The sequence below is a fragment of the Pseudomonas sp. GW821-FHT10C09 genome (assembly GCF_059415465.1).
This window is the reverse complement of record NZ_JBWKNG010000001.1, coordinates 86,540-111,861: the sequence shown is the minus strand read 5'-3', so window position 1 is coordinate 111,861 and position 25,322 is coordinate 86,540. Positions and strand designations below refer to the sequence as shown.

Annotated in this window: 22 protein-coding genes; 6 read left to right on the top strand and 16 right to left on the bottom strand. The window is 59.5% G+C overall.

The window, feature by feature from the left end; translation table 11 throughout:
• Positions 1-91 precede the first annotated feature (91 nt).
• Entirely contained in the window at positions 92-763 is a 672-nt protein-coding gene (locus AC07N8_RS00445) for a DUF3313 domain-containing protein (RefSeq protein ID WP_483842158.1), read from the top strand.
• A gap of 121 nt (positions 764-884) precedes the next feature.
• Here AC07N8_RS00445 and AC07N8_RS00440 read toward each other — a convergent pair whose 3' ends face one another.
• From AC07N8_RS00440 to AC07N8_RS00365, 16 genes are all read right to left on the bottom strand, one after another.
• Positions 885-1,880 (bottom strand): DUF3829 domain-containing protein, encoded by a 996-nt coding sequence (locus AC07N8_RS00440; protein ID WP_493144790.1) that lies wholly within the window; start codon positions 1,878-1,880, stop codon positions 885-887.
• Positions 1,877-2,401 carry a hypothetical protein gene (locus AC07N8_RS00435; RefSeq protein ID WP_493144788.1) on the bottom strand — a complete coding sequence of 175 codons (525 nt, stop codon included), beginning with the start codon at positions 2,399-2,401 and terminating at the stop codon, positions 1,877-1,879. Before AC07N8_RS00435 ends, AC07N8_RS00440 begins: the two co-directional genes overlap by 4 nt.
• Positions 2,402-2,503: 102 nt before the next feature.
• Positions 2,504-3,499 (bottom strand): J domain-containing protein, encoded by a 996-nt coding sequence (locus AC07N8_RS00430; RefSeq protein WP_493144787.1) that lies wholly within the window; start codon positions 3,497-3,499, stop codon positions 2,504-2,506.
• A gap of 96 nt (positions 3,500-3,595) precedes the next feature.
• A complete protein-coding gene (locus AC07N8_RS00425; RefSeq protein WP_493144785.1) occupies positions 3,596-6,118 on the bottom strand; it encodes a fused MFS/spermidine synthase in 2,523 nt (840 codons plus the stop codon).
• A gap of 102 nt (positions 6,119-6,220) precedes the next feature.
• Complete coding sequence (locus tag AC07N8_RS00420; protein WP_483842154.1) at positions 6,221-7,810, bottom strand: arylsulfatase; 1,590 nt, start codon at positions 7,808-7,810, stop codon at positions 6,221-6,223.
• A gap of 74 nt (positions 7,811-7,884) precedes the next feature.
• On the bottom strand, positions 7,885-8,907 hold the full coding sequence (locus tag AC07N8_RS00415; protein WP_493144783.1) for an HAD family hydrolase: 1,023 nt from the start codon (positions 8,905-8,907) through the stop codon (positions 7,885-7,887).
• On the bottom strand, positions 8,904-10,319 hold the full coding sequence (locus AC07N8_RS00410) for a BatD family protein (RefSeq protein WP_493144781.1): 1,416 nt from the start codon (positions 10,317-10,319) through the stop codon (positions 8,904-8,906). The genes AC07N8_RS00415 and AC07N8_RS00410 overlap by 4 nt, the downstream gene beginning before the upstream one ends.
• On the bottom strand, positions 10,316-11,896 hold the full coding sequence (locus AC07N8_RS00405; RefSeq protein ID WP_493144780.1) for a VWA domain-containing protein: 1,581 nt from the start codon (positions 11,894-11,896) through the stop codon (positions 10,316-10,318). Before AC07N8_RS00405 ends, AC07N8_RS00410 begins: the two co-directional genes overlap by 4 nt.
• 1 nt (position 11,897) lies before the next feature.
• Positions 11,898-12,890: a vWA domain-containing protein gene (locus AC07N8_RS00400; protein ID WP_493144778.1), complete on the bottom strand. Its 993-nt coding sequence runs from the start codon at positions 12,888-12,890 to the stop codon at positions 11,898-11,900.
• The gene (locus AC07N8_RS00395) at positions 12,877-13,470 is read right to left on the bottom strand and encodes a DUF4381 domain-containing protein (protein ID WP_493144777.1); all 594 of its coding nucleotides are present in this window, start codon (positions 13,468-13,470) and stop codon (positions 12,877-12,879) included. The genes AC07N8_RS00400 and AC07N8_RS00395 overlap by 14 nt, the downstream gene beginning before the upstream one ends.
• Positions 13,467-14,396, bottom strand: a complete 930-nt coding sequence (locus tag AC07N8_RS00390) for a DUF58 domain-containing protein (protein WP_493144776.1) — start codon at positions 14,394-14,396, stop codon at positions 13,467-13,469. Before AC07N8_RS00390 ends, AC07N8_RS00395 begins: the two co-directional genes overlap by 4 nt.
• Before the next feature lie 8 nt (positions 14,397-14,404).
• A complete protein-coding gene (locus tag AC07N8_RS00385; RefSeq protein WP_493144775.1) occupies positions 14,405-15,385 on the bottom strand; it encodes an AAA family ATPase in 981 nt (326 codons plus the stop codon).
• Between the two features lie 78 nt (positions 15,386-15,463).
• Complete coding sequence (locus AC07N8_RS00380) at positions 15,464-16,411, bottom strand: SphA family protein (protein WP_493144773.1); 948 nt, start codon at positions 16,409-16,411, stop codon at positions 15,464-15,466.
• A gap of 12 nt (positions 16,412-16,423) precedes the next feature.
• Positions 16,424-17,845, bottom strand: a complete 1,422-nt coding sequence (locus tag AC07N8_RS00375) for a DUF1254 domain-containing protein (protein WP_493144771.1) — start codon at positions 17,843-17,845, stop codon at positions 16,424-16,426.
• A 9-nt stretch (positions 17,846-17,854) separates the two neighbouring features.
• Positions 17,855-18,637: a hypothetical protein gene (locus tag AC07N8_RS00370; RefSeq protein WP_493144857.1), complete on the bottom strand. Its 783-nt coding sequence runs from the start codon at positions 18,635-18,637 to the stop codon at positions 17,855-17,857.
• Positions 18,638-18,930: 293 nt separating this feature from the next.
• A complete protein-coding gene (locus AC07N8_RS00365; protein ID WP_493144770.1) occupies positions 18,931-19,356 on the bottom strand; it encodes a YciI family protein in 426 nt (141 codons plus the stop codon).
• Between the two features lie 223 nt (positions 19,357-19,579).
• Between AC07N8_RS00365 and AC07N8_RS00360 the strand changes: the two genes are divergently transcribed.
• From AC07N8_RS00360 to tpx, 5 genes are all read left to right on the top strand, one after another.
• Positions 19,580-22,189 carry a pyocin-S2/colicin E7-DNase domain-containing protein gene (locus AC07N8_RS00360; RefSeq protein ID WP_493144768.1) on the top strand — a complete coding sequence of 870 codons (2,610 nt, stop codon included), beginning with the start codon at positions 19,580-19,582 and terminating at the stop codon, positions 22,187-22,189.
• Positions 22,179-22,454, top strand: a complete 276-nt coding sequence (locus AC07N8_RS00355) for a bacteriocin immunity protein (RefSeq protein WP_493144766.1) — start codon at positions 22,179-22,181, stop codon at positions 22,452-22,454. Before AC07N8_RS00360 ends, AC07N8_RS00355 begins: the two co-directional genes overlap by 11 nt.
• Positions 22,455-22,553: 99 nt before the next feature.
• The gene (locus tag AC07N8_RS00350; protein WP_493144764.1) at positions 22,554-24,098 is read left to right on the top strand and encodes a bacteriocin immunity protein; all 1,545 of its coding nucleotides are present in this window, start codon (positions 22,554-22,556) and stop codon (positions 24,096-24,098) included.
• 65 nt (positions 24,099-24,163) lie between these two features.
• On the top strand, positions 24,164-24,607 hold the full coding sequence (locus tag AC07N8_RS00345; protein WP_493144762.1) for an SRPBCC family protein: 444 nt from the start codon (positions 24,164-24,166) through the stop codon (positions 24,605-24,607).
• Between the two features lie 152 nt (positions 24,608-24,759).
• Positions 24,760-25,260 carry a thiol peroxidase gene (tpx, locus tag AC07N8_RS00340; protein ID WP_008030203.1) on the top strand — a complete coding sequence of 167 codons (501 nt, stop codon included), beginning with the start codon at positions 24,760-24,762 and terminating at the stop codon, positions 25,258-25,260.
• Positions 25,261-25,322 lie beyond the last annotated feature (62 nt).

The window sequence follows — 25,322 nt, the reverse complement described above, 5'->3', positions numbered from 1 at the left end:
TGTGTTTTTTTTGAGTTTTTTATCGCGAAATGCCTATGACTCCAACCGCCTTTGCACTAGGGTGGTCGCCCTTAAAAACAGGAGTTCAAGCATGAAGCTTGCGTTAATGATGAGCACGTTGTGCATCGCCACAATCGCGGTGACAGGGTGTGCGAGCAAGGTCGTCGAGCCGGAGCAGTATTCCGGGTTCCTCAAGGATTACAGCCAGCTCCAGGAAGCCAAGTCGCCGTCCGGCGCGACGGTGATGCGCTGGGTCGATCCTGCGCTGGATATCAGCAAGTTCACCAGCGTCTATATCGAACCGACCCAGCTCTATCCGGCACCCCAGCCTACGGTAAAAATCCCCCAGGCCACGCTGAGCGGGATCACCGGTTATTACGACCAGGCGCTGAAGCGTGAAATGGCCAAGTCGCTGCCATTGGCCGCCGGCCCTGGGCCGGGTGTGATCGTGGTGCGTGCCGCCATTACTGCGGTCAGCAGCAAGACCGAAGGTTTGAAACCTTACGAAGTGATCCCGATTGCGTTGGTTGCCGCAGCCGTGAGCACCGCCAGCGGTATTCGTGATCAGGAAACCGATCTCGCCACCGAAGCAGCGTTCCTTGATGGCGGCAGCAATAAAGTCATCGCCCAGGTCGTGCGCAAGGGCACCGGCAAGCCGCTGGAAAACGATGCGCAGGTGATGAAGGCGGACGACGTCAAAGGCGTGATGGATGGCTGGGCGTCGGATTTGAATCAGTCGTATTTGAAGATCAAATCCAAATAATGTGCTGTGGCTGATGGCCTCTTCGCGAGCAGGCTCACTCCTACAGGGGGTTTTTGGTGTCCACAGCTCCAGTGTGGGAGCGAGCCTGCTCGCGAAGGCGGCCTGACAGCCGCCACATTCCTCAGTAATCCACACGCGCCATCCGGTTGTAATGGCTGACCAGCGAATCATAACCGCGGGTCACAGCATGAAAGTCATCGCTCAATCGCTGAGGTTCTGCCTTGTCCTGCCAGTCTTTGTGCAAGGTATTCAAGGCATCGAGGTACTTCTGGGCAGGCCCGGTGATGTGGCCCCAGAGGTAGCGCGGTACTTCGTTGCGTTTTCTCGTTTCGGGTAACTCTGCATGGTCGAATTGCTGGCGGTAATCCCAGGCCCGTTGCAGCTCTGCGGTGGTCAAGGCCAGCGCCTGCGGGGAAAGATTGCGGTTTTTGACCCCCTCAGTGACCACGTTCAGTGTGTCCTTGGCCTGAATCATGTAATCCAGCAGGTACCAATGAATGTCTTTGCCATGGCGCGCTTCGATCAATTTCAGCTGCTCGCGTCGCTGTTCAAGGTCCAGCGTTTCGACGCGGTGTCTCAACACCGCGGAGGCCAAAAGGTAGGCGTCAGCCCTGGGCTGAAACTGCACGGCGAATTCGGGCGGTAATTCATAGGTGGGCTGTGAGAAAACCGGTTGCTGGTAAAAACGGATTTTCAGCGTGAGAGGCGTCACGCGTTCCAGCGCCTGCACGTAGTCGTCTGTCAGCGTCACCAGCGACGTTTCATAGCCGAGGATCGAGAGTCTCTCGCTGATTTTCGGCGAACAGACATCCCTTTGTGCCTCGTTCACGGTAGTGGCAACGCCATCGTCGAAATCACGTTGGTTGGCCATCCAGTTCTGAACGGGTTCCCCGAGTTGCGGCGGTGACGTGTAACGCTCGTACGCGAGGTGCCATTGCACGTCGATCCGATTGATGCAGTTGATGATCGGGCTCAAGGCATTGGCTTGCGCAGTGACGGGCGCATCATGCTTGTCCAGCCACAGGTCGAATGTCGTCAGGGGCTTTCCGGACCCGATCATCCCCAGGGTAATCACGCCCCAGAATATCCCCACAGGGAACAACCATTCCCGAGTCATCGTTCGGCCTCCTTGCCGTACCACTGTTCCATCGTGGCCGGTGCGGCGCATTCGCTGGCACTGGCCGGCATGCGGCTGCACAAGCGTTCCGTCCATTGTTGCAGGCCCTGATTGCGATTGACCGTGCCTTGACTGGAAATCACTTTGAACACACCCAACAACGTCACCAGCAACAAAATACCTGCACCTGCAAGGCTGCGTTTGATCCAGGGACTGGAGGGCTGCCAAGAGACGCGCAGTGTGCCATCGTACCGGCGCATCAGACCCACACCCACCAGCGTGGCGACGTAAACGCCACTGCCGATCAGGCCATATACCTTGCCAATGCCCGCAGCCATTACGGTGCAAGGTAACAGGTCACGCAGTACGCCAAACGGTGGCGGGTTAAACCCGGGCAACAGGTACGCACTGAGTCGATCATCCAGCAACCACACACGATGCGCCAACTGATGCATCAGCCAGTGCAGTACCCAGCCGCCGGCTGAAAAAATGACTGACCAGAACACCGCGACGCCGATCAAGCTCCCGAGGCGCTCTCCATCGGGGGCGTATAGAACAAAGCTACCGATCAAGCACGCGAGAACGATGCCCAGGTAGATCGGCCAGTTGTCGACGGTGTGTTATCACTCGCGCCAGAAGAACGGCGTGCCGCCGGGCATGGCTTCGCAGATTTTCGGGAGGTTGGCGTACAACGCTGAGCTCAGCTGACGGCACTGCGCCCAATCCTCTTCGCTCAGGCGTCGGGCGAACGCCCGGCGTTGACTGAAACTGCCCGGCGCCAGCAGCAGGCGAGCGGCACGATGCACGGGGGTGGCGGCCGGTTGGGTGGCCAGGGTTTGTTGCGTTGCGAGGAAGATCGGCGCTTCGTGACGGTCCACCAGTCGCTGCCATTCGGCTTTCGGACAGGGGCTGGCGGGCCCGGCATGCCAGCCTTGCCCGGTTGAAACCGCTTCAAAAATCGTCGATGACCAGAAACGGCTGTCCAGCAATAACTGGCTCAGCAGCCCGTTGAACCACTGGCGATGGTATTCGCCCTTGAGCCATTGATGGCTGAAACACTGAGCATAGGTTTGCAAAAAAACTTCGGCGTCTTCGCGTTCAAGTGCCTCGCGCAAATAATGCGTGATGCCTTGACGCTGCTGCGCCAACAGCTGCTCGATCTGCTCCTCGTCGAGTTCCAGACGTTGCCAGGCGCTGAACCAGTGGAAAGTCTCGATCGCCCATTCCAACAGGGCTTTGGATGTGTCGGGATGCTCGACGCAATGACGCAGCACCTCGTCTTCCATGACATCCAGCGCGCCGTGTTGGAGGGCCAGGGCATGGCGTTGCTGCAACTCACCGAGGCTGACGCCGTTGAGCGAACGCGTGACCTGTTGCAGCACGTCGATTTGTGTCCCCGACAGATCGGTCAGGTCCCACGACGCTTCTTCACGCGGATCCTGCTCACTGAACTGTTCCCATTCCTTGGCATTCAGCGCGTGTTCATAAGCCTCGCGCAGGCGCTGAAATCCCTCGGGGTCTTCATCCGGGCGCGTCTGTTTGAGCAGGGCGGCGTATTGGCGTTTGATGGTGCGCGTGTCGGCGTCGGCCGACAGGCCCAGGACGGTCCAGCAACTCATTGGGGGTGCAACTCCATGAAATCCCGCGACGCGATACAGTGATGGCTATATGATTCTGCGCACCCTACCTGTTTCGCGTCGAAATGTCCTCGGGACTTACGTGCCGTCGCCGACAAACCAGCGGTAATACGGATTACCCCCATCACCCATCATCACTTCACGGATGTCTCGAGCCCAGGCATCCCGATCACCGTCATACGCGTGCAGACTCGCCCGATAGAACTGCATCAGGCGCTGCTGATGGGCGTTCATGCGTTCGATGAAGCCATCGTCGGCATTCAATAACGGTATCGGCTGACGCAAATCCAGCAGGGCCGGCAGCACGCGGCTGATTTCCTTGGCGCGTACCCACGGAGCGTATTCGATCCGTGGCTGATCATCGGTCACCGGCAGCGCATCGGCGGCAAACCGTTCCAGCCCGGCGCGGTCGGTCACCCATGTGGCAAGCAATGCCGCGGCTGAACCGACGCCCACATCCTGCATCGTGCTGCGCACGGATTCCTGCTGGAACCGTTGGCTGATCTTCGCTGCGTCCAGTTCGATAGGTTCCAGGGAGCCCACCAGCAGCATCTCGTGGAACTCGCTGGTCCACAGCGTGGCGTAGGGGAAAACGTCGAGGAAGCTGCGCACCAGCGAGCGCGAATCATCAATGTTCTGGGTCGGCAACGGCAGCCATTGCGCGACCAGGCCTTTCTTCTCCAGACGGCTGGCGGCCAGTTGGTAGAAATCCCGCGAATACAGATTCACCACGCCGGCGGCGGAGGGTGGTGGCGGTTCGAGGGTGATCAAGTCGTAATTCTGCGGGCTGCGCAGCAGTTCCTGGCGGCCGTCGCGCAAGCGCACATCCACCGTCGGGTCGGCGGCGGCATTGAAGTTGCCTTTGAACAACGGTGCGGCTTTGACCACCGACGGCAACAACTCGGCGACCACGCGATGTTCCAGCCCCGGATAGCGGGTCAGGGCGCCAGCGGTGATGCCAGTGCCAAAACCGATCACCAGCGCCGAGCGCGGTTCGCCGTTGTGGATCAGCAGTGGCAACAGCGCCTGAATCCGCATGTAGCGCAGCGATGGCATGGCGTCGCCGGTGTTCGATACGCCCTGGATATACAGGCGCTGGAAGGTCTTCGGCCCCTTGCCCTGTGTGACCACGGCCACCGTGCCGCCGCGTCCTTCTTCATAAAATGCCAACGTACCGTTGCGGGCGCCGGGCAGCAGGCTGGCGAGTTTGTCGACTGGTGTGAACACCGCCACGACCACCGACAACAGGCCGAGGGCGACCACAGCCTGACGCCGGCCTTTCTTGACGTGATGCCCTTTACGCACCGCGAAATAACCGATTCCGGCAGCGACAATCGCCAGCAGACCCAGGGTGCGTACCAGTCCCAGCAGCGGGATCAGCAGGAACCCGCAGAGCATCACGCCGACAATCCCGCCCAGCGTGTTGAACGCAACAACGGCCCCGACATCCTTGCCGACGTGGTCATGGCCCACGCTGAGGCGCAGCGCCAGCGGAAACGCCGCGCCCAGTAACACGGTCGGAACGAACACGATGCTCAGCGCCGCCACGGCGAACCGTGCGCTCATGCCCATCAACTCGCTGGCGCCCATGGCCAACACGGCGATTTCGGCCTGGGATTGCACATACACCAGCCAGCGCCCGAGAAAGGCCACTTCCAGCAATGCGATCAGGCCGGCGCCGGCAATCAGCAAGCCAAACACGCCCCAGGGATCACGAATGCGATCCACCCGACGGGCCAGCAGCGCGCTGCCGAGGAACAAGCCGGTGAGGTAGGTCGCCAGCACCACGGCAAACGCATAGGTGCGGGTGCTCATGAATTGCACGATGGATTGCGACCAGACCACTTCGTAGCCCAGCGCCACACCACCCGCGATGGAATACAGCCACAGCGCCAGGCGATCCGGCGCTTTGGCCACGTGGTGTTTGACCGGGGCCTCTAGCGGCGCCGGGCGATGGCGTTGAAACCACAGCGCACCAGCGGCGGCCAACAGGTTCAGCATTGCGGCGGCCAAGGCACTGCCGCGCACGCCGAGGGTGGCGATCAACACGAAGGCCGCGAGGAGGGTCCCGGCAATCGCGCCGGCGGTATTGGCGGCATAGAGTTGGCCGCCAGCCTTGCCCAGGTATTGCGGGTCACTGGCCAAAGAGCGAACCAGTACCGGCAGCGTCCCCCCCATTAACAGCGCAGGAATGCCCACCAGCGCAAACGGCAAGACCCATGCGGCGAGTCCGATATGCTGTTCCAGCCAGGCGAATGGACTGGCCGCCATGCTCATCGCAAAGGTCGCACCGACGCCCAGCATCGCCACCAATACTTCCAGCCCCGCGTACAGCAGAACCGGTTGCTGCAAGCGATCAGCCCAGCGGCCGAACAGCAATCCACCCAGGGCCAGCCCGGCAAAAAACGCGCTGATGCCCGTGGTGATCGCATACACCTCGACGCCAACCACCAGCGACAACTGCTTGATCCACAGCACCTGGTACACCAGCGCGGCGGCGCCGGAGACGAACAGCAGCAGGGCGGGAATCAACAGGGCCGGGGACGCGACGGTGTGCGGGGCAGGTAGGGTCGACGACTTGCTGGCGACGCGTGAGGACATTGCGGGTTGCCTTGTTCCGATTCAATAAAGCCTGTGACCTTGCTGGCCTCATGCTGAAAATAAGTCCGCTCGCCGGTGAAGGCGAGCGGCGGTCACGCGATCTTACTGTGCAGGCTGTGCAGCTTTCATTTTTTCAGCGATCTTCGCATCTACCGCAGCACGGATCTGGTCAACACTGAAGCTGGCCGGTTTCTGGCTTGGCGGGTACTCGATGAAGGTCTGCAGGAATTGCGCAGACTTGGTCACCGCTTGTGCGACCAGGTAAACGTTTTTGGTGGTCCAGTCGTAATACTGATCGGAAACGATGTCGGCGCGTTCATACGGGTCCATGCGCAGGTTGAAGATTTTCGGTACGCGCAGGCACACGAATGGTTCGCTCCAGACCTTGAAACCGCCTGGTGCGCGTTGCTCGCAGAACACGGCTTTCCAGTTATCCCACCGCATCGACACCAGCACGCCGTCGTCGTTGAAGTAGTAGAACTCCTTGCGCTCGCCTTTAGGCTGTTGACCCGTCAGGTAAGGCAGTTGGTTGTAGCCGTCCAGGTGCACTTTGAAGTTGGCGCCACCGGAAACCGGTGCCCAGCCCTTCAGCAGCTTGTCTTTCACACCGGTATCGCCAGCCGCCGCCAGCAGGGTCGGGAACCAGTCCATGCCCGAGAACATCTCGTTGGACACTTCACCGGCCTTGACCTTGCCCGGCCAGCGAATCATCGCCGGTACGCGGTAAGCACCTTCCCAGTTGGAGTTCTTCTCGTTACGGAACGGCGTGGTCGCCGCGTCCGGCCAAGAGAACTGGTTCGGGCCGTTGTCGGTGGTGTAGACGACGATGGTGTTGTCGGCGATTTTCAGGTCGTCGAGGGTCTTCAGCAGTTTGCCGACGTCGCCGTCGTGTTCCAGCATGCCGTCCGCATATTCGTTGCCGGGCATGCCGCTCTGGCCCTTCATCGATTCGCGTACGTGGGTGAACAAGTGCATGCGGGTGGTGTTCATCCAGACAAAGAACGGTTTGTCCGCCTTGGCCTGTTTCTCGATGAATGCCTGAGCGGCGGCGGTGGTTTCGTCGTCGATGGTTTCCATGCGCTTGGTGGTCAAGGCGCCGGTGTCTTCGATCTTGCCGTCAGCGAAGCTGTGGATCACGCCGCGCGGGGAGTTGGCCTTGACGAACTCAGGGTCGTCTTTGGGCCAGTACGGACGCTCAGGCTCTTCTTCGGCGTTGAGGTGGTACAGGTTGCCGAAGAACTCGTCGAAACCGTGGTTGGTCGGCAGGTATTCATCCTTGTCGCCCAAGTGGTTCTTGCCGAACTGGCCGGTCGCATAACCCTGGGACTTAAGTGCCTGGGCGATGGTGATATCGCGCTTTTGCAGACCGACCGAGGCACCTGGCGCGCCGACTTTCGACAGCCCGGTACGCAGCGGCGTCTGACCAGTGATGAATGACGAGCGTCCGGCCGTGCAGCTGTTCTCCGCATAGTAGTCGGTGAACATCATGCCTTCTTTGGCAATCCGGTCGATGTTCGGCGTCTTGTACCCGACCACGCCCATCGAATAGGCACTGATGTTGGTCTGGCCAATGTCATCGCCGAAGATCACCAGAATGTTGGGTTTTTCAGCGGCCCCGGCAGTTGCCGAAATCGCCATGACCGAGGCTGCCACGAGGGCGAGCTTCGGTAGCCATTTGTGTATGCGAGTCATCTGACCTGCTCCTTTTACTCACTTGCGTCGCCTAATGCGACAAACGTTTATTGCGGTCCTGCGTTACGCTTTTTTTACTTCACTTGCTCGGGAGTGGCGGCGTCGTAGGGATAGATTCGGCGCCATTCGGCGGCCATGTCCACGACCGTCCAGTCACGTGTTTTTGCTTCGTCGAGGGCCTTGTCCAGCCGTCCGATGTCGGACTTGCGGTCGTAGGCCCATTCGCGTTTGGCATCGGTGTGATGCACCAGCCCCATGAATCGTTTGCCCGGCCCTGCGGCGGTCCATTGCAGCATCTGCAAGTCGCCGTCGGAGTTGCCGAAGGCGAGGATCGGCCGCTTGCCGATGACCGCGTCGATGCTTTCCGGTTTGCCTGGGCCGTCGTCGTTGTGGGCCAGTTTCGGGGTGCGCAGGATCGAGGTCTTGCCGTCCTTGTATTGGAAGGCTGTGACAAATGTGGTGCCGATCACCTGCTCCGGCGGGATGCCGTAGACCTTCTCGGCAAAGGCGCGCATGAAGGCCGTGTCACCGCCAGAGACGATGTAGGTTTTGAAGTTCTGTTCGCGCAAGTAGTCGAGCATTTCCAGCATCGGCTGGAACACCATCTCGGTGTACAGCTTGCCGGTTTTCGGGTGTTTGGCCTGGCTCAGCCAGGTCTTGGCGTAGTCATCGAAGGCTTCGGTGGTCATCCCGGTGTGGGTCGCGCCGAAGATTTTCAGGATGCCGCCCATGCCGGAAGCGGCCAGCGCCTTGTGATCGTTTTCCAGTACGGCCTTGAACGGCTGGGTGGTTTTCCATTCCGGGTGTTGCGGCGCGGTGCGCTTGACCTCTTCGAGGGCAAACAGCAACTCGAAGTACATTGGCTGCTCGCTCCACAAGGTGCCGTCATTGTCGAACACGGCGATGCGGTCTTCGGGTTTGACGAAGTCTTTGCTGGATTGGTCGGTGACGGCCTGGACGAACTCGATGATGTGTTTCTTCGACGGACCGTCGTTCCACGAGGGCAGGGGTTCGGCGGCTTGCGCAAGCAACGGCAGGGCCAACGCGAAGAGCAAAGTCAGCCCGAAGCGGTGGCGGATCGATATCGGGTTCGTCATGGGAAATCCTTTTGGTGAACAGGGTTTAACGGCCGTAATGCCGAGGCGGGCAAGGCCTGCTGTTGTCGGGCCTGACTATGCAGCGTAGACAACGAATCCTTGAGTTGCCGCAATGCCTGATCTTCGGTTGGCGCAGGGCCGTAGCAGGCGCGCAGCAGGTCTTGCAGTCGAGGGCTGAGCGTGCTCAATTTCAGGCCCAGGTGGCTGCGCTTGAGCCACAGGTACAACGCACTCAACTGAGCCGGTTTGCCATCGATTTGCCGCGGAATCTGCCGCCAGGCGTAGTCGGCAGATTCCAGCCATGCCGCGTGCCGTGCCTGACGCCGGGCTTTGGCGTCGAGGCACGCGCGATACACGAAGGGACGGGCGAACCATCCGGCCAAAATCGCCACCAACAGCAACGCCAGGATCGCCAGCCAGTGTCCGGAAAGGTGTACACGGCTTTGTTGACCGAGTTTTTTCAGGTCTTCGGTGATTGAGAACACCGGTTTATAAGCGCTGTTGGCCGCAGCCTCGAAGCTCACCGCCGGGACTTGCGCGGTGCGGGTTTGCTGGCTGCTGGCGTCCCACCAGGTCAGGTCGATGGCAGGCAGGTTGTAACGGCCTTCGGTGTCGATGCGGTACGTCACAGTGTCAATGCGCTGGCCGCCGTTGAAGTTGCCTCGGCCGTCGTCCAGATTGCTGATTTGCGGGTTTTTCGGGTAACGGCTCAAGCCACTGATATCGCCGAGCGCTGGTGCTGGCAGGGACATGGCCATGGCGTTGTCGGCCTGCAAGGTCAACTGACGGGTGATGCTGTCGCCCACTTTCAGCGGCGTCGCCGAGTGGATGACTTTCTGTGTGAGACGCAAGCCTTGCGCTACCAACACCGGCTCACCGGGCTTGAACCCTGGCGGTTGCGCAGCGGTGAAGTGCAGTGGCTGGCTTTGCGCGCTCAACGGGGCACTGGCCTGGCCTGGCGTGGCCTGCACAGTCAGCGGCGGGATGTCGAAACCCTGGGCCAGATTCGGGGTGATCCGGTAGGTGTAGCGCATGCCGTTGAACGATTTTCCGTCGAGGGTCTGATTGATGTGCTCGGCGTGGCCGTCGGGTGGCAGGACCAGTGCGCCCGGCAGCTTGAGGTCAGGCAGGGTTGGCGCGTCGGTAAACCAGCTGTCGGTGAGGATGTCGAGTTGCAGCTCCAGAATGCCGCCCACCATGACTGAGTCATTGGGTTGCAGGTGGGTCTGCACGCGGAGGTCGGGTTCGGTGGCCAGGGCTGTGGTGGTGAGCAGGCAGAGGAGCAGGCCTGTTAGTTTGATAGTGACTGTTCGGACGCCTTCGCGAGCAGGCTCGCTCCCACAGTTGATTTGTGTGCGCTGAGGATCCCCTGTGGGAGCGAGCCTGCTCGCGAAGGCCACGACTCGGTTCATGGTCTGGCCCCCGCCTGATCCTGCAAACTGAATTTCTGCTTAAGGAACTTCGCCGGCGAGGTACTCAAGTTCTGCAACCACTGCTCATCCGAAGCCGCCTGTTCGGTTTGCACCGGTTTGCTCTGGCCCTTGCCCGGTGCCTTGTCCATCTTGATTTCGTCCGGCTTGACCTCGGGTGCGTTCTGCTCGGCGCTTTCAGTGTCTTTCTGCAAGGCAATCGCCAAGGCCAGATTGGCCGTGGCCTCGGGGAATTGCGGCTGCAACTTCAACGCCTGGGTGTACGCGGCAATCGCCTGATCAAATTTGAAGCGGCGCACGTAAATGTTGCCCAGGTAGAAATACGCCTGTGGTGTTTCCAGTCGGGCGAAACTGGCCAGTGCCAGATCGAAGTCCGCTGCGTTATAGGCGGCGATGCCTTTCCAGTATGGATCGACGAAGCGCGCAGCGGCCTGTGGGAAGTGCTCGTGCTCAAAGGCCCAGCGGCCTTGCTGATCAGGGGTGAAGAAGGCGTCGGTCAGAGCGTTGGCCTCGGCACTGCTCGGCTGGAAACCAACGCCCAGTGTCAGCAACAAACCAGCCATCCAGTTCAGGCTCCAGCCTTTGCGCACGCTGAAAAACGCAAGTAGCAGCAACGGCCAGCACAGCCAGTAACCGGCGTCTTTCCAGTGCAGTTCGCGCTGTTCGTCGCTGGCACTCTGGAAGTGCTGCTCGGCGTGCAGTTCCACCCAGTCGAGATCGTCATTGTTTAGCGTCAGGCTGCCCAGCGGCGCATCCACGGCGGATGCCAGTTGCTTGAGCGCCGCCTGATCAAAACTGCCGAGCACCGGGCGACCGTTGCTGTCGGTGCGCGGCTGGCCGCTGGCGTCATGGATGATGCCGCCATCCTCGCTGCCGACGGCGAGGATCAGCACTTGTAGCGTGCTGTCGTCGAGTTGCTTGTCGAGCCCGGCGAGTTGCGAAGTGTCGGCGCCGTCGGTGATCAGCAGCAGCGTGCCCGGGGTTTTCTCGGCGGCGAGCAGGCGTTTGGCTTGCTCTATCACTGCACCGACGTTTTTGCCTTGCTTGGCAATCAGGTCGGTGCTCAGAGCCTGAATGAACGTCTCCAGCAACGCCGGATCATCGGTGGGCGGCAACACCAGGTGCGCGCTGCCGGCGTAGGCGATCAGCGCGTTGCGCGCACCGGCGCGACGGTGGATCAGGTCGTGCAGTTTGTGCTTGGCCGCTTCCAGTCGACTCGGCGGTACGTCGCTGGCGTCCATGGACGGCGACAGGTCGAGGGCGATGATCAGCGGCGCACGGTTTTCCAGGAAGTCCGGGCGATCCTGCTCCCAGGTCGGGCCGGCGGCCGCGACAGCGCCGAGGATCAACACGGCGCAGACCAGATGCACCGGTCGCAAGCGTTGTTGATCCTGCGGGGTGATCAGCAGGTGCGGCAGCAAGTGCTCGGCAATGTTGCTGCGCAAGCGTCGTTGCCAGTCGCGGCTGCGGCGCCAGAGCAGCGGCAGCAAGGCGGCGAATGGCACGAGCAACAGCCAGAGCGGACGCAGGAAGTGGAAGTCGCTGAGGTTGATCTCCATTTCAAGCCTCCTGCCGCTGACGCGCGAGTGTCAGGTGGGGGCGGAGCAGGGCGCCCAGGTGATACAACGCCAGCAGCCCGATGGCGGCGCCGAGCGGCCACCAGAACAGGTCCTTTTTCGGCTGATGGCTGAGGGTTTTCACCTGGTGCGGGGTCAACTTGTCGAGGGTGCTGTAGACCTGATCCAGCGCGGTGCGGTCCTCGGCGCGGAAGAACTGGCCACCGGTGGCCTTGGCGATCTGTTGCAAACCTTGCAGGTTGACCTTGGCTTCGCCTTCGGCCGTCGGGTCGCCGATGCCGATGGTGTGAATCACCACGCCTTTGGCGGCGGCCATTTCTGCGGCGTGGTCCGGGGTGATGGCGCTGCTGGTGTCATTGCCGTCGGTCAGCAGGATCAGCACTTTCTCTTGTTCGTGGGCTTGGTCGAGCAGTTTCAGACTCAGGCCAATCGCATCGCCAATGGCGGTGTTGGGGCCGGCCATGCCGATGCCGGTGTCGTCGAGCAACAGCGACAGGCTGGCGTGGTCCAGGGTCAATGGCGCCTGCGGATAGGCGCCGCTGCCGAACACGATCAGCCCCAGGCGATCATCCTTACGCTTGTCGATAAAGCCATGCACGACTTCTTTGACGGCCGCCAGACGATTGATTTTCTGGCCATTGGCGTCGGTGAAATCGGTGGTTTCCATCGATTGGGAGATGTCGATGGCGAGCATCAGGTCGCGCACCGGTTGCTGGCGTTCGATGGGTTTTTCGACGAACACCGGGCGCGCGGCGGCCAGCAGCACCAGCGCCCAGACCATCAGGTTAAAGGCGAGCTGCCAGCGGTTATTGCGTGTGCCGGCCTGACTCGGTGCCTGACCGATCGCGCGGCTCATGGCACCGAAAAACGGCACGCGCACGGCGCTGCGGGCCTCGCGGTAATCGGGCAGGAAGCGATAGCCGAACCACGGTAATGGCAGCAGGATCAGCAACCAGGGGTAATCAAGCTGCCACATGATGATGCTCCACCCAGAGTTTGCAGGTGTTGAACAGGTGCTCGCGTTGCTCGGTTGGCAATGCGAGCAGGGTTGAATCAGGGGCATACGCCAACTGCGCCAGTTGCTGGCTGAAGTCGGCGGGTAGCGGCGATGCACTGTGCTGCACCAAAAAGGCCTGCCAGTCCTCACCTCCAAGCGCACCAACTGTCCCCTGTGGGAGCGAGCCTGCTCGCGAAGGGGTCTTCACAGTCACCATGGGTATCGACTGATCGGCCGCCTTCGCGAGCAGGCTCGCTCCCACAGGTTTTTTATTCCAAGGGGAGGGCATCGAGAGGGCGACACGTTTGAGCAGTTCGGGGAGTTCGCACAATGCTTTGAGCTGATTGTCGCTGGCCTGCAACTCAGCCAATCGCACCAACGCCTCCCGCCGATATCGATCCCGTCGCCACTGCCAATACCGCCGCGCACTGACCAATACAACAGCCACCACCAGCAACCCCAGCAACACCCACCAACCCCACGTCTGCGGCGCATAGCTGACCGGCGCCGGCAGGGCAATTTCCTTGAGTTGATCGATGCTCGGAATGTTCGGGTTCATCGCCGCCCCCTGCCGAGTTCTGCCCGCAGTTGTTCCTGCGCGTCGGTCGCGGTGCTGAACATCATCAACGGCACCTGGCTGCGACGCAGCAATGTCGCGACATCCTTGAGCCGCCCACTGAGGAAATCCCCCAGCGGCTGATGCACGCTGCGCTGCTCGACCGCCAGTTCCACCTGCAACTGGCCTTGAGTGACTAGCAAGCGCCCGTTTTTCGGCAGGTTCAGCGCCAAAGGGTCATACACCTGCATGGCGATGACATCGTTGTGCGTCGCCAATTGCCGCATCAATTGCAAGGTGCGTTCGCCGGCGCCGGCAAAGTCGCTGACGATGCAGATCAAATGGTCATGCCCGGCCACCGCCAGGCAATGCTGTAACACCTTGTCCAGTTGGTCTTCGCCTTCCGCGTCGGGGTTGGCGGCGTTCAGTTGCTGGTTCTGCTCGGCAATCCGGCTGCACAACGCTTCGATCCGTTTGCGGCTGCGCAGCGGAGCAATGCTGTCGATGCGTGAATCGTTGAACACCAGCCCGCCAACCCGATCACCGGCGTTAAACGTCATCCACGCCGCCAGTGCGCCCAGTTCAGCGGCGATGGCCGATTTGAAACTGCGCTGCGAACCGAAAAACATCGACATGCGCTGGTCCACCAGAATCAGTGCCGGGCGATCGCGCTCTTCGGTAAAGGTGCGCACCACCGGTTTGCCGGTGCGCAGCGAAGCGCGCCAGTCGAGGTGACGCAAGTCGTCTCCCGGCTGGTAGCGGCGCAACTCGTCGAAATTCAACCCACGCCCGCGCAGCCGCGAAGCATGGTTGCCGGCGAGGATGCTGCCTTGCGGTTGCCGCGCCAGAAAACTCAAGTCACGGGCCTTGAACTCCAGCGCCATCAGTTGCGCGAGCGAAACATAGACCAGGCCGTCGGTGCTTTTCATGTTCTACCTCAGGCCGGAATCGCAACCTTGTCGAGCAGACGATCAAGCACTTGATCCGCCGTCACGCCGTCAGCCACCGCGTCGTAACTCAGTTGCAATCGATGACGCAGCACCGGATGAACCACGGCGCGCACGTTATCCGGCGAAACGAAATCCTGCCCCTGCAACCAGGCATCGGCGCGGGCGCAACGGTCCAGACCGATGCCGCCGCGAGGGCTGGCGCCGATGGCGATCCAGCGGCCCAGATCGGCGTCGTAATCGGCCGGGTGGCGAGTGGCATTGATCAGGTCGATCAGGTAGCGGTCGATGGCCGGGGACACGTGAACCGCGCTGACTTCACGGCGCGCGGCGAAGATCACTTCCTGAGACAGTGAGAAGCCCTGGACCTGTGCCGTTTTGGCACCCAGCGCAAATTCTTCCTCACGCAGCAGGCGCAACACCTGGCTCTCGTTTTCTGCACTCGGGTAGTCGAGCAGGACTTTCATCAGGAACCGGTCCATCTGCGCTTCGGGCAGGGGATAGGTACCTTCCTGTTCAATCGGGTTCTGCGTGGCGACCACGATGAACAGTTCCGGCAGCACATGGCTGTTGCCTGCCACGGTAATTTGCCGCTCTTCCATGGCTTCCAGCAATGCGGCCTGGACCTTGGCCGGGGCACGGTTGATTTCGTCCGCCAGGATCAGGTTGCCGAACAACGGGCCGGGCTGGAACTGGATCTCGTTCTTGCCGTCGACCTGGTGCAAGACCTCGGCGCCGGTGATGTCCGACGGCAGCAGGTCAGGGGTGAACTGGATGCGGCTCATCTTCGCGTCCAGGTGTTTGGCCAGCGCCTTGACCGTGCGGGTCTTGGCCAGTCCTGGCAAGCTCTCCAGCAGCAAATGCCCGTTGGCCAACAGTCCAAGCAGAATCTGCCCGATCACCTGATCCTGGCCCAGGACGCTTTCGGCGATGCTGGCTTGCAGGGCGTTGAGGTCGTTGAGTGCAGTCATGACGGATCCTTGATTCAGAACATGAATGTTGGAATGACGGGAATGAGTCTGGAATCGGTGGCCATCCCTGGTCACTCCTTAGAAAAACGCTAATGTCAGGTTGACGCTGATGCCATTGCCTTCAGGCCGGTTTTTGGTATCGAACTCCGGTACCCAACGGGCGCTGACGCTGGCCTGGGCATCGTTGAACTTGCCAGCCCAGCCAACGGCCGGGCCAGCACCGACCGAGCGGCCGCGAAAGCCGCTGGTAGCGCCACTTCCCGAGTCATCAGTCACCTGCTGGATGTAGCCTGCGGCGATACCAGCATTCCAACCGTTGCCGAAACCGTGGGTCCACAGCGCATCGAGGGTGAAAATGTTGCCGTTGCGGTAATCGGTGGCGTCATTCTCGGTGTAGAACTCCAGCGCGCTGGACAGGGTGAATTCGCCACCCTTGCCGTCCAGGTGGGTGAAGGCGACGGTGGGCATGAAGGTGTAATTGTTCTGGCCAGGGTTGGCCAGACGGTCATCGTTGTAGGCACCGGTCGGCACATAGATCGGCAGGGACAACGAAATATGGTTGACCTCGTCGATGTGGTAACCCGCCGCAATCGGCGTCACCAGCATGTCGGCGAACTGGGTCCCGGTGTCCTCGTTGCCCAGGGTTCTGCCACGGGGGCCGGTGACACTGGCGGTGACGTCGGTGTATTGCACTGGCACGCCGATGGCCGAGGCGTAGTTCCAGCGACCCTTGCCGGTGTCCCAGATATGAGTGAAGTTGGCCATGGTGTAGGACACTTTCATGTCCAGCCCGGTACTCAAGGCACCGACAATCGGCACCTGAGAGTTACCCTTGAGGGTGCCGTCGTACCAAATGCTGGTCAGGGACATGACCCAGCCGGCCTCCGGCGGGACGATCCCGGCGTTGGAAAATACCTGTTGCCCGGTAATCGGCCGCCCGACACCGCCCTCGGCTGCCAGCGTCAACGGGCTTGCGCCAATGACGCACAGCGCCAGTAAAGGACGTACTACAAAAGGCCTGACCATGACTGACTCCGCTTACTGTTTTTGTTGTGAATTGACCGGCGTCAGCAGCGGCATTTGCCACTGACCGCTGGTGACTTCCGGTTTTGGCAGGTACAAGCGCAAGATTCCGTAGAACGGGCCTTTCGGCGCTGGCAGCCAGTTGTTTTGCAATGCTTTGGCCGGGGCTTTGTTTTGCACGTACAGGGTCAGGCCGCCGTCGGCGTCGAGCGTGAGATCGGGCAGCATCCGTGAGTTGATCAGGTAGCGATTCAGCGGGTTGGCCACCAGCAACTTGTTCTTGCCGTCGTACATCGTCAGCGACCAGAAGGCATCGGCCGGGGGCAGGGCGCCCTTGTCGAAGTGCAGGGTGTAATCGTGCTTCGAGGCATCGACCGGCTGGCCGTCCTTGTCGACGAAGTAGCCGATGTACTCCGCTTCTTCGGCCGAGTTGCCGAAGATCCCCATGTTGGCGCCGGCGTAGCGGTACAGGTAGTTGCCGTTAAGGTGATCACGGGTGCCGAAGAAGTCGCCGCTGGTGACCTGGTGAGTGTCGACCTTGTCCTTCTTGAACTGGGCGAACTCGGCTTTGGCGTCGCTGATGCCGTCTTCCAGCGCCTGGCGCTGTTCAGCGCTGAGGTCATGCAGATTGAATGGCTTGCCGGCTTGAATGCCGATCTTGGCAAAGCGCGCGAGCAGGTCTTTTTCCGCGTCCTGCGCCGGGGCGAACGACAGCATGAAGTTCAGATATCGGAACAGGTCCGGGGTGTCGCTCATGGTCGGCAGCGGTTTTGGCCAGTCAATCTTTGCTGCTGCCGGCGGTGCCTTCTGTTTGACGTAGTGGCTCAGGGTTTCGACCTTGTAGCCTTTCTGGATCTGCTTGACCTTGGCCAGGTCCTTTTCATCGAACAACTGTGTGCGATACAGCGCGTAGGCGATGTTGCTTTCGCTGCGCACCAACCGGTCCATTTCCACCGGTTGCTGACCTTGCCAGTTCGGCCCGGCGATCATGAAATGGCCGCCGTTGTTGCCGGTGCTGCGGGTGCCCAGGTAGGCAAAGTTCTGCGTGTACGCGTCAATCAATTGCACCGAGTAATAACGGTGTTCCTCGATAGGCGGCAGGGTCAGCACTATGGGTTCGGCGCGCAGGTCCATCCAGACAAACGAATAGGGCGTGTCGGCGTTGGGCGTGACGAAGGCGGTGTCTTTGGCGGTGAATGCCTTGGCGGTGTTGCCGATCTGGTTCAGCGGTGCCTTGAAGTTCGGGCTCTTCTTGTCGATGGCCTGGGTGTAGAGGGTCTTGTACATCTCTACCACCGGGAAGCCGTACAGATAGGCTTCCTTGGCGATGCCACGGGCTTCTTCAGGCGTGGCGGTGAAGAGATTCTGGGCGCCAACGCCGCAGCTGACGAACATGGTCATCAGGCTGAAACCGGCTGCGCGAATTGCACCGTGCATAAGTAGTCCTTATTTACCGAACGTAACGTTGATCCCGGCGAACAGAGTGAACTGCGGCAAGCCGTCGCCTTTGCGTTCAACTGTCCACTGCGGCTCGATGAATGCGTTAAGAATATTAGTCCCGGTTTTCCACACCTTGCCGCCACCGAAACCGATCGGGATGTAATGGGTGTTGTTTTTCAGGTCGAACGTCCAGGTACCGGTCGAACGCAGGTACCAGCCCTTTTCCAGGTTGTGCATGAGAAAGGGCTGCATGGTTGCGGTTTCGACATGGGCGCGGTCGTGGTCGCCGGCGAAGGAACTCTGGTATTGCACCAGTGCGCCCAGCAGGCCACGAGGTGAGGAGTCGATGGCCACGGCCGCCAGGCCTGCCTGCCACTTGCCGGTGCCCAATTCATCCTGTTCAGCGGTTGGCGCGGTGATTTGCGGGCCGATGCCCAGCTGCACGCCGTCGGTCTTGAGGATGAAGATGTCGAACAGGTTCAGGTCACCGATGCCGGTGCTGTAGCCGCTGTGCGGGTCGGGGCGGGTGCTGATCGGCAGGGTGGCGCGGAGCAATTGCGGCACGCCGATAAAGTCATTCGGTGCCATCGGCAAGGTGCCGCGCAGCAAGGCATCGTTGGTGTGGACGTCGGTGTCGTAAAGCTTGGGGGTGTAGTAATCCTGAAGGTTGGCGCCAGGGGCCAGACTCAACGGGTTGTTACTTTTGTTAGCCACGTCGGCGTTATCGGCGAACGCACAAACGACAGGCGCAAACCATGCCGCCATCAGCAACACAGCGTTTTTTTCCATAGTGGCTAACATGATTCCCCGGTTCCCTGGTGGCTCATTGGTCTACTCGGCACTTTCCGGCCGTTGCTGCGTAATCTCTTTCCGATCAAGCCTGTAGGAAAGTTCAGAAGCTAGCAGCTAACCACAACTTAGCCAATCCAAGGAGTTTTTTCTTTCGGATTGTGTGCAAAATCTGCTGATTTTGTTGTACTAAAAAGTTAATACGAATCATGGGGTTATCTGGCAAACCTGTTCCTTGGTCGAGCCGGTAATCCTGTGGGAGCGAGCTTGCTCGCTCCTACAGTGAGTGATGCTCAGCGTTTTTTCGCCTCCGCACGAATCCGCTCTTCCTGCTCGCGCAGCTCCGGGGTGAACTCGGCACCAAAATCCTCGGCCTCGAATATCTGGCGAATCTCGATCTCGGCGTCGGTGCCCGGCATCGGGTTCGGGCATCGCTTGACCCAGTCGATGGCTTCCTGTTTCGACTTCACCTGCCAGATCCAGTAGCCAGCGATCAGCTCCTTGGTTTCGGCGAACGGGCCGTCGACGACGGTGCGTTTCTCACCCGAAAAACGTACACGCGCACCTTTGCTGCTGGGGTGCAGGCCTTCGCCTTCTAGCATGATGCCGGCTTTGACCAGTTCTTCGTTGTAGTTGCCCATGGCGGTCAGCAGTTCTTCGGTGGGCATCACCCCGGCTTCGGAATCCTGGCTGGCTTTGATGATGATCATGAATCGCATGGTGTTATCTCCGGTGGAGGTGGGGGATTCAGTGTCTAGTCGAATGACCGAATCCTGAATCGACAGCGTCGCAAAAAAAACACCACCCATCTTCACGCAGCCGCATCCCGGGAGCTGCCGACAGCTGAGATCGCATTCGAAATAAATCCAGCGCCATAACTATGTACCGCACCCAACCACGGTGCCATCGACAAGCTGTGCCCTACAGACAAGGAGTGACTGTATGGCACAGCAAATACATAACGATGGATCGTCAGGGAGTGTCGTCATCAGGTCGGGGCCACCAGCGTCAAGTGGTGGAGGCTCTGGTGGGGGATTTGGTGGCGGCGGGGTTTCAGGCGGGTTCGGTAGCACCAGCAAGAAAAAGCGTAAGGCGCGTAAGCGAGCCCTGGAAGCTCATCGTCAGGCGCAGGAAAAAGAGCGCGTTGATGCTGACGGCCAAGCCCAAGCTCAAGCTCAAGCAGAGGCGGCACAGGCACAGGCCGCCGCAGCGCAGGCTCAAGAACAGGCGCGCATCCATGCCCTGAATCAGTTTCTTGGTGCTTTGGCGCAGCGCCATGACGCCATCAGAGTCGACGTTGACCGCAGCTTTTCGGCCAAGGCTGCACAACTCGCGCAAGTCCTTGAGCATGAAATCTCTGGTGCGCGGCGACCACCCGACATCGACCAAAGCGAGCGATGGCAGCTTTACACCATTACCAGGGAAAAAAGCCAAATCGACGGGCTCATCGCCCGTAAGACTGCAGAACTCAATGCAAAGAATGCAATTGCCCGTTCCTTCGATGGACACGATCCAACCACACGCACTTCCAGCGATTACCTGGCACGACTGGGGGAGTTTGGCCCAGCCCTGAATGAAGGGCACCAAATCTGGGAAAACGCCTACAACGCAGCCCACGAAGCCCGGCTTCTGTCAGCGCAAATAAACACGCTTACGGACAAATCCCATGCGTTGGCCAGACATCATGCCGAGCAGACCGTTGTCTGGCGTGAACGGGAAGCCCTGTGGGAGCGAAATCGGCAGTACGCCGAGCAGCGTGACGCGCGAGTGCGGTTCAAGCAACGGTCCGATGAAGACCGGCGGGTTGAACGGGGCAGGCTGGCCAACACGCTGACTGTGCCTGCGGCGGCAACCGCCGCTGGTGGAATGTTTTTGACCCGCGCAGGTGTGCTCGTTGCTCCAGACGTAGCAGCGGGAATTGAAGCCGCATTCAGGGTCGCAGGCAGGCACCTTGTCGACTTTGCCCGCATTGCAGTCAGGACAGGCCCGGTGTTTATCACCGCAATGGTCTACTCGCCGACGTTGGGTAATGGCGAATTAACTCCCGAGCAACGCAGGCGCCTGTTTCATTCGGTTGGTGTGCCGGCGCAAGCACTGGGTCTTTCTGACAATCGTGCGTTGCAATCGATCGCAGAGGCGGGCGGGTCGGTTGAAGTAGCCTATCGGTTCAAGGCAGAAACGGTGCTGGAGGGCACCGCGATCATTGCCGTGAGCACAGGAGGCGAGATTGACGCCCATGTTCCGGTCGTCAACGCGGTACTCGATCCGCTGACGGGAATCTATAGCGCAGAAATCCCCGGATCACCCATCAGGTACCTGCAATTTACGCCTGACGTGCCCGCTCTGGCTGCTACGACCCATCATGCCGGGTTGGCGGTGATTACGCCGCAGGTTCAGGGCATCCCGGAAGGTGTCGATTTACGCATTCAGGATTGCATTGTCTGCGTGCCGGGCCTTGCGCCGACTTACTTCACATTCGGCTTACCCGTCATGGGGTCTGGTGTCGTCACCGGTATCGGCGAGCCGGCCGGTGCTGACTGGTGGAAAACCACTGGCCGGGCGAACGGGGCGGCTATTCCGGTACAGATAGGCGACCAGTTCCGAGGCCGTGAATTCAACACGTTCGGGGCTTTTGATGAAGCGCTGTGGCGAACGGTTGGCGAGTCGCCGGCGCTGGTCGCCGAATTTGATGAGGTGAATAAAAAGCGTATCGAACAAGGCTTCGCGCCCTACGCGCCGAAAAGCACCTGGGTCGGTGAACGGCGTGAATTCGAACTGCGATACCAGGAGCTCGTTGAGCTTGGTGAAAACCCCTTCAACCTAGACACAATCAGCATTACCACGCCGCAAAGCACCCAAGGGCGGCTGGGTATCACGCCTGCGGTTCTACCCTGGCCAATTCGACCTGTAGGTGTTGGCACATGGACACCGCTCGTGCCGCCAGGCGCCGAAAGCCTCGGTCCTACAACTTCACCCTTCATACCGACTGTTCCGGTGGTTTATCCCGGCACTCCAACCATCCCGGTCCTACCCCAAAACGAGACGTTTCCGGCTGTTGACGAAGGGCTGATCGGTGCCAATATCCCTGGGTATCCGGCGGATATGGAACTGCCTTCGTCGGATGTTCTGTTTCTTGATCGGCGGGATGATCCGGGGGTTGCAACAGGTTTGGGGGCTGATGCCTCAGCGGTCTGGCTTGGGGGGGACGCGAGGGGAGTGGGTGCGCCAATCCCGTCCCGAATTGCGGATCAATTGAGGGGAAAGGCATTCAGTAATTTTCATGGGTTCAGGCGGGCGTTTTGGAAGGCTGTTGCGGCAGACGCTGAATTGAGCCTGCAGTTTAGTGGAGGCAACTTAGGCAGAATGCGAAATGGTTCCGCTCCTTTCTCTGCTGTTACTGCGGATCAGGTTGGGGGGCGTAAAGCTTTTGAGCTGCATCATGACGTTGAAGTTTCAAAAGGGGGGGATGTCTACGGTATGGACAACCTTTCCGTGATGACGCCTAAACGCCATATTCAACTACACAAAGGGAGAAATGCTCATGATTTTTAAAGAGAGGCTAACGGACTACACAGAGGCAGAGTTTTTGTTGTTTTTGAGGGAGCTTTTCCACCAGACAAGTGGTTTGAAAGGACGAGCGCTGGAAGTGTATTTGGATAAGCTCGTTGATCATTTTGAAATGGTCACCGAACACCCAGACCGCTCAGACGTCATCTTCTACCCAAAAGAAGGCCGGGAAGACAGCCCCGAAGCCATCTTGAAAGAAGTCAAAGAATGGCGCGCACTCAACAACAAACCCGGCTTTAAACCAGAGTGAAGCAATCCCTGAATGCGTAGAAATCATCTGCTCATAATCCATGAGCAGATGCCATTGCCCGACAGTTGTTAAGTGTCATAGACACAAGGAAAACCAAGGATGGAACTTAAAGCAGCACTCAAGGATTACACCGAACCGGAATTTCAAACCTTGGTAAACAGGATTTGGGCCGTTGATATGCGCAAGCGAGGTCATGATCAACTGATCAATCACTTTGACCGTATCGTTGGTCATCCTGAGGGTGCTGACCTGCTGTTTTACTCAAAAGATGAGTACAACCCGAATTCCCCCGAAGGGGTCGTCGGTCACGTCAAGGAATGGTGGCAACAACATGGCGTCCCTGCGTTCAAGGGGCAGAGTGCACTCGTGAGCGCGCCCATGCCGTACGTCCCGCTGAATCCCGCGCAGATGGCGCAGCAACGAGCGCTCCTCAGCCTGGCTGGCGTTCAAAGAATCGTCACGGAACTGGCGGCATCCGAACAAGTGATCGAAACCGCTCTCGGCCTACTTGAACAACGAATCAAGCACCTGCATGACCAGCAGGTCGATGAAGTGAAAACCATCGAGCGCGAGGCGAGTCTCCGAGCGCTGGAAGTGGCCGAGTACGAGGCGCGTAAGGCTGCGCACCAGTATGGATACTGGAAATCGAGCGTCGAGTTCACCAAGAGCGCCGCCCTGCGCGATATGACTGATGCTCGCTCAGAGCAGGCACAGTGGCAAAGTATCGCGCAACAGATCAGCGCCACCCATGAGCGGTACGCAGGGCATTTGATCGCGATCAACCAGCGTCTGCTGCGCTTGCAAGTTCAGGCTGAAGCATTGCTGGTCCTTGCACAGGCTCAACTTGTCCGTCAGCGCCATAAAGAGGGGGTTGGCCCGACCCAGGCGCCCGGTCTGCTTGTTGCCTGCCTCGCCTTTGCCAAGGTGCGCCCCAGCATTTTGCTTAACGGTGCCTTGTCGCAGCCTCTGGAAACCCATTGGGTGGCTCTGCAAAAATCCATACGTTCGGCGATGGCGGAGTTCACGTGGCAGCTCACGAATGAAGCCGAGACTCATACAGGTGTATATGCAGCGATCCTGCGATTTGAGTTTGTCAGTCGTGCCGAAACCGAGATGTATGGGTTGAGTGTACCCTTGGCCGAACTTCACCCTATGGAAGGGCAGGACTGGCAAGGTCTGGCGAAGTCTCAAGCCGGGATCGACATGCGCTTCAGAATGAACAGCGGTAGTGACTCCGTTCCACCCGGCACCCTGTCTCGCGGATTAAAACAGATACAGACGCTATTACAGATAGCCCTGAGGCCGACCAATGGAACGAAAGTGCCGGTGCGCGAGGCTATTTGGGATGATCGTCTGAATGCCTTTTGCTTCTCCACAGACTCAGCAGTACCGGTGGCCGTTAGATGGGTTTCGCCGGGCGTATCAGATACCCCCGCCGGCTTGGTACCTGCTACCGCGAGCAAGCTGGGATTTCTCTTGTCGGCACCTGTGCCAGTACTCGATGTGATCGACGATATTGAAACGGTTCAGTTCGATGACTATGTCGTCGTTTTCCCGAGCAATTCAGGGCTGGACCCGCTCTACGTCATGTTCAGGGATAAACGTGAGTATCCCGAGATAGCGATTGCAGAAATCACGCCCTGACACGACTTTCGTTCACGACCTGCTACTAATCTGCCATTCGGCCCGACAAAGGAATGTTGCCCTCTATGCCAGTTTTGGAATTGACCACCCTGATCCCCAACCGCACGCCGGAGTTTGTACTCGACTTCTGTCTGGAAGGCCTCAATTTCCCGAAGATCTTCCCGGAGCGAGTCACGCTGCTGAGTGATATCGACTTGAGTAACCTGCGCATCGAAGCCGGGCGCCAGTTCCGTTTTCGACACTGGATGTTCAATGCCATTCCCGCGAACTGGACCGTGATGATCCGTGAAGTGGGTGACCATCATTTCATCGATGAAATGGTCGAGGGGCCACTGGCTGCCTTTCGTCATGAGCATCGAGTGACGGCTGGGGAGGGCGGTACTCTGTACTCCGACCGTGTCACTTATGCGGCGATTGGCGGCGCAGTCTTGGAGTGGTTGCTGGTCAATGGCTACATGCGCCGAATCTTCGCAGCCCGGCATCGCAACATGTTGCGGTTGCTGGCTTGATGTGACGGTTCTTGTATTGCTTGTGAGCGTTGTATCCAATTCAGTGGGCAACACTTCACAATTTGTATCTGGGCATAGGTCGTCGGACCATTTCGTGGTTAACTTCGGCCTCTTCAAAATTCTCCACATCAACGTTCAGAAGGACTCCGTTCATGGCTCAAGTCACTCTTAAAGGCAACCCGGTTCAAGTCAACGGCCAACTGCCACAAGCCGGTTCCAAGGCGCCAGCCTTTTCCCTGGTCGCCGGCAATCTGTCCGATGTGACCCTGGCGAGCTTCGCCGGCAAGCGCAAAGTGCTGAACATTTTTCCAAGCGTCGACACCCCGACCTGCGCTACTTCGGTTCGCAAGTTCAACGCCCAGGCCAATGATGTCGCCAACACCGTTGTGCTGTGCATCTCCGCTGACCTGCCGTTCGCCCAGGCACGCTTCTGCGGCGCCGAAGGCCTGGAGAACGTGCAAAACCTGTCGACCCTGCGCGGTGCCGAGTTCATCGAGAACTACGGTGTTGCCATCGCTGACGGCCCGCTCAAAGGCCTGACCGCCCGTGCGGTCGTGGTTCTGGATGAAAACGACAACGTGCTGCACAGCGAACTGGTCAAGGAAATCGCTGAAGAACCGAACTACGAAGCAGCACTCGCCGTTCTGAAATAAGCGACGTCATTACAATTGTTAACGGCCTGGCCCTGTCCAGGCCGTTTTCATTTGTGATTCAG

What these genes read in the sequence shown, in the direction of transcription:
- AC07N8_RS00385 (WP_493144775.1), bottom strand. Translation starts at nt 15,385, where the DNA reads ATGACTGCACTCAACGACCTCAACGCCCTGCAAGCCAGCATCGCCGAA.
- AC07N8_RS00410 (WP_493144781.1), bottom strand. Translation starts at nt 10,319, where the DNA reads ATGAACCGAGTCGTGGCCTTCGCGAGCAGGCTCGCTCCCACAGGGGAT.
- AC07N8_RS00430 (WP_493144787.1), bottom strand. Translation starts at nt 3,499, where the DNA reads ATGAGTTGCTGGACCGTCCTGGGCCTGTCGGCCGACGCCGACACGCGC.
- AC07N8_RS00445 (WP_483842158.1), top strand. Translation starts at nt 92, where the DNA reads ATGAAGCTTGCGTTAATGATGAGCACGTTGTGCATCGCCACAATCGCG.
- AC07N8_RS00365 (WP_493144770.1), bottom strand. Translation starts at nt 19,356, where the DNA reads ATGCGATTCATGATCATCATCAAAGCCAGCCAGGATTCCGAAGCCGGG.
- AC07N8_RS00350 (WP_493144764.1), top strand. Translation starts at nt 22,554, where the DNA reads ATGGAACTTAAAGCAGCACTCAAGGATTACACCGAACCGGAATTTCAA.
- AC07N8_RS00390 (WP_493144776.1), bottom strand. Translation starts at nt 14,396, where the DNA reads ATGAAAAGCACCGACGGCCTGGTCTATGTTTCGCTCGCGCAACTGATG.
- AC07N8_RS00400 (WP_493144778.1), bottom strand. Translation starts at nt 12,890, where the DNA reads ATGTGGCAGCTTGATTACCCCTGGTTGCTGATCCTGCTGCCATTACCG.
- AC07N8_RS00375 (WP_493144771.1), bottom strand. Translation starts at nt 17,845, where the DNA reads ATGCACGGTGCAATTCGCGCAGCCGGTTTCAGCCTGATGACCATGTTC.
- AC07N8_RS00415 (WP_493144783.1), bottom strand. Translation starts at nt 8,907, where the DNA reads ATGACGAACCCGATATCGATCCGCCACCGCTTCGGGCTGACTTTGCTC.
- AC07N8_RS00380 (WP_493144773.1), bottom strand. Translation starts at nt 16,411, where the DNA reads ATGGTCAGGCCTTTTGTAGTACGTCCTTTACTGGCGCTGTGCGTCATT.
- AC07N8_RS00370 (WP_493144857.1), bottom strand. Translation starts at nt 18,637, where the DNA reads ATGGAAAAAAACGCTGTGTTGCTGATGGCGGCATGGTTTGCGCCTGTC.
- AC07N8_RS00360 (WP_493144768.1), top strand. Translation starts at nt 19,580, where the DNA reads ATGGCACAGCAAATACATAACGATGGATCGTCAGGGAGTGTCGTCATC.
- AC07N8_RS00355 (WP_493144766.1), top strand. Translation starts at nt 22,179, where the DNA reads ATGATTTTTAAAGAGAGGCTAACGGACTACACAGAGGCAGAGTTTTTG.
- AC07N8_RS00425 (WP_493144785.1), bottom strand. Translation starts at nt 6,118, where the DNA reads ATGTCCTCACGCGTCGCCAGCAAGTCGTCGACCCTACCTGCCCCGCAC.
- AC07N8_RS00395 (WP_493144777.1), bottom strand. Translation starts at nt 13,470, where the DNA reads ATGAACCCGAACATTCCGAGCATCGATCAACTCAAGGAAATTGCCCTG.
- AC07N8_RS00405 (WP_493144780.1), bottom strand. Translation starts at nt 11,896, where the DNA reads ATGGAGATCAACCTCAGCGACTTCCACTTCCTGCGTCCGCTCTGGCTG.
- tpx (WP_008030203.1), top strand. Translation starts at nt 24,760, where the DNA reads ATGGCTCAAGTCACTCTTAAAGGCAACCCGGTTCAAGTCAACGGCCAA.
- AC07N8_RS00420 (WP_483842154.1), bottom strand. Translation starts at nt 7,810, where the DNA reads ATGACTCGCATACACAAATGGCTACCGAAGCTCGCCCTCGTGGCAGCC.
- AC07N8_RS00345 (WP_493144762.1), top strand. Translation starts at nt 24,164, where the DNA reads ATGCCAGTTTTGGAATTGACCACCCTGATCCCCAACCGCACGCCGGAG.
- AC07N8_RS00440 (WP_493144790.1), bottom strand. Translation starts at nt 1,880, where the DNA reads ATGACTCGGGAATGGTTGTTCCCTGTGGGGATATTCTGGGGCGTGATT.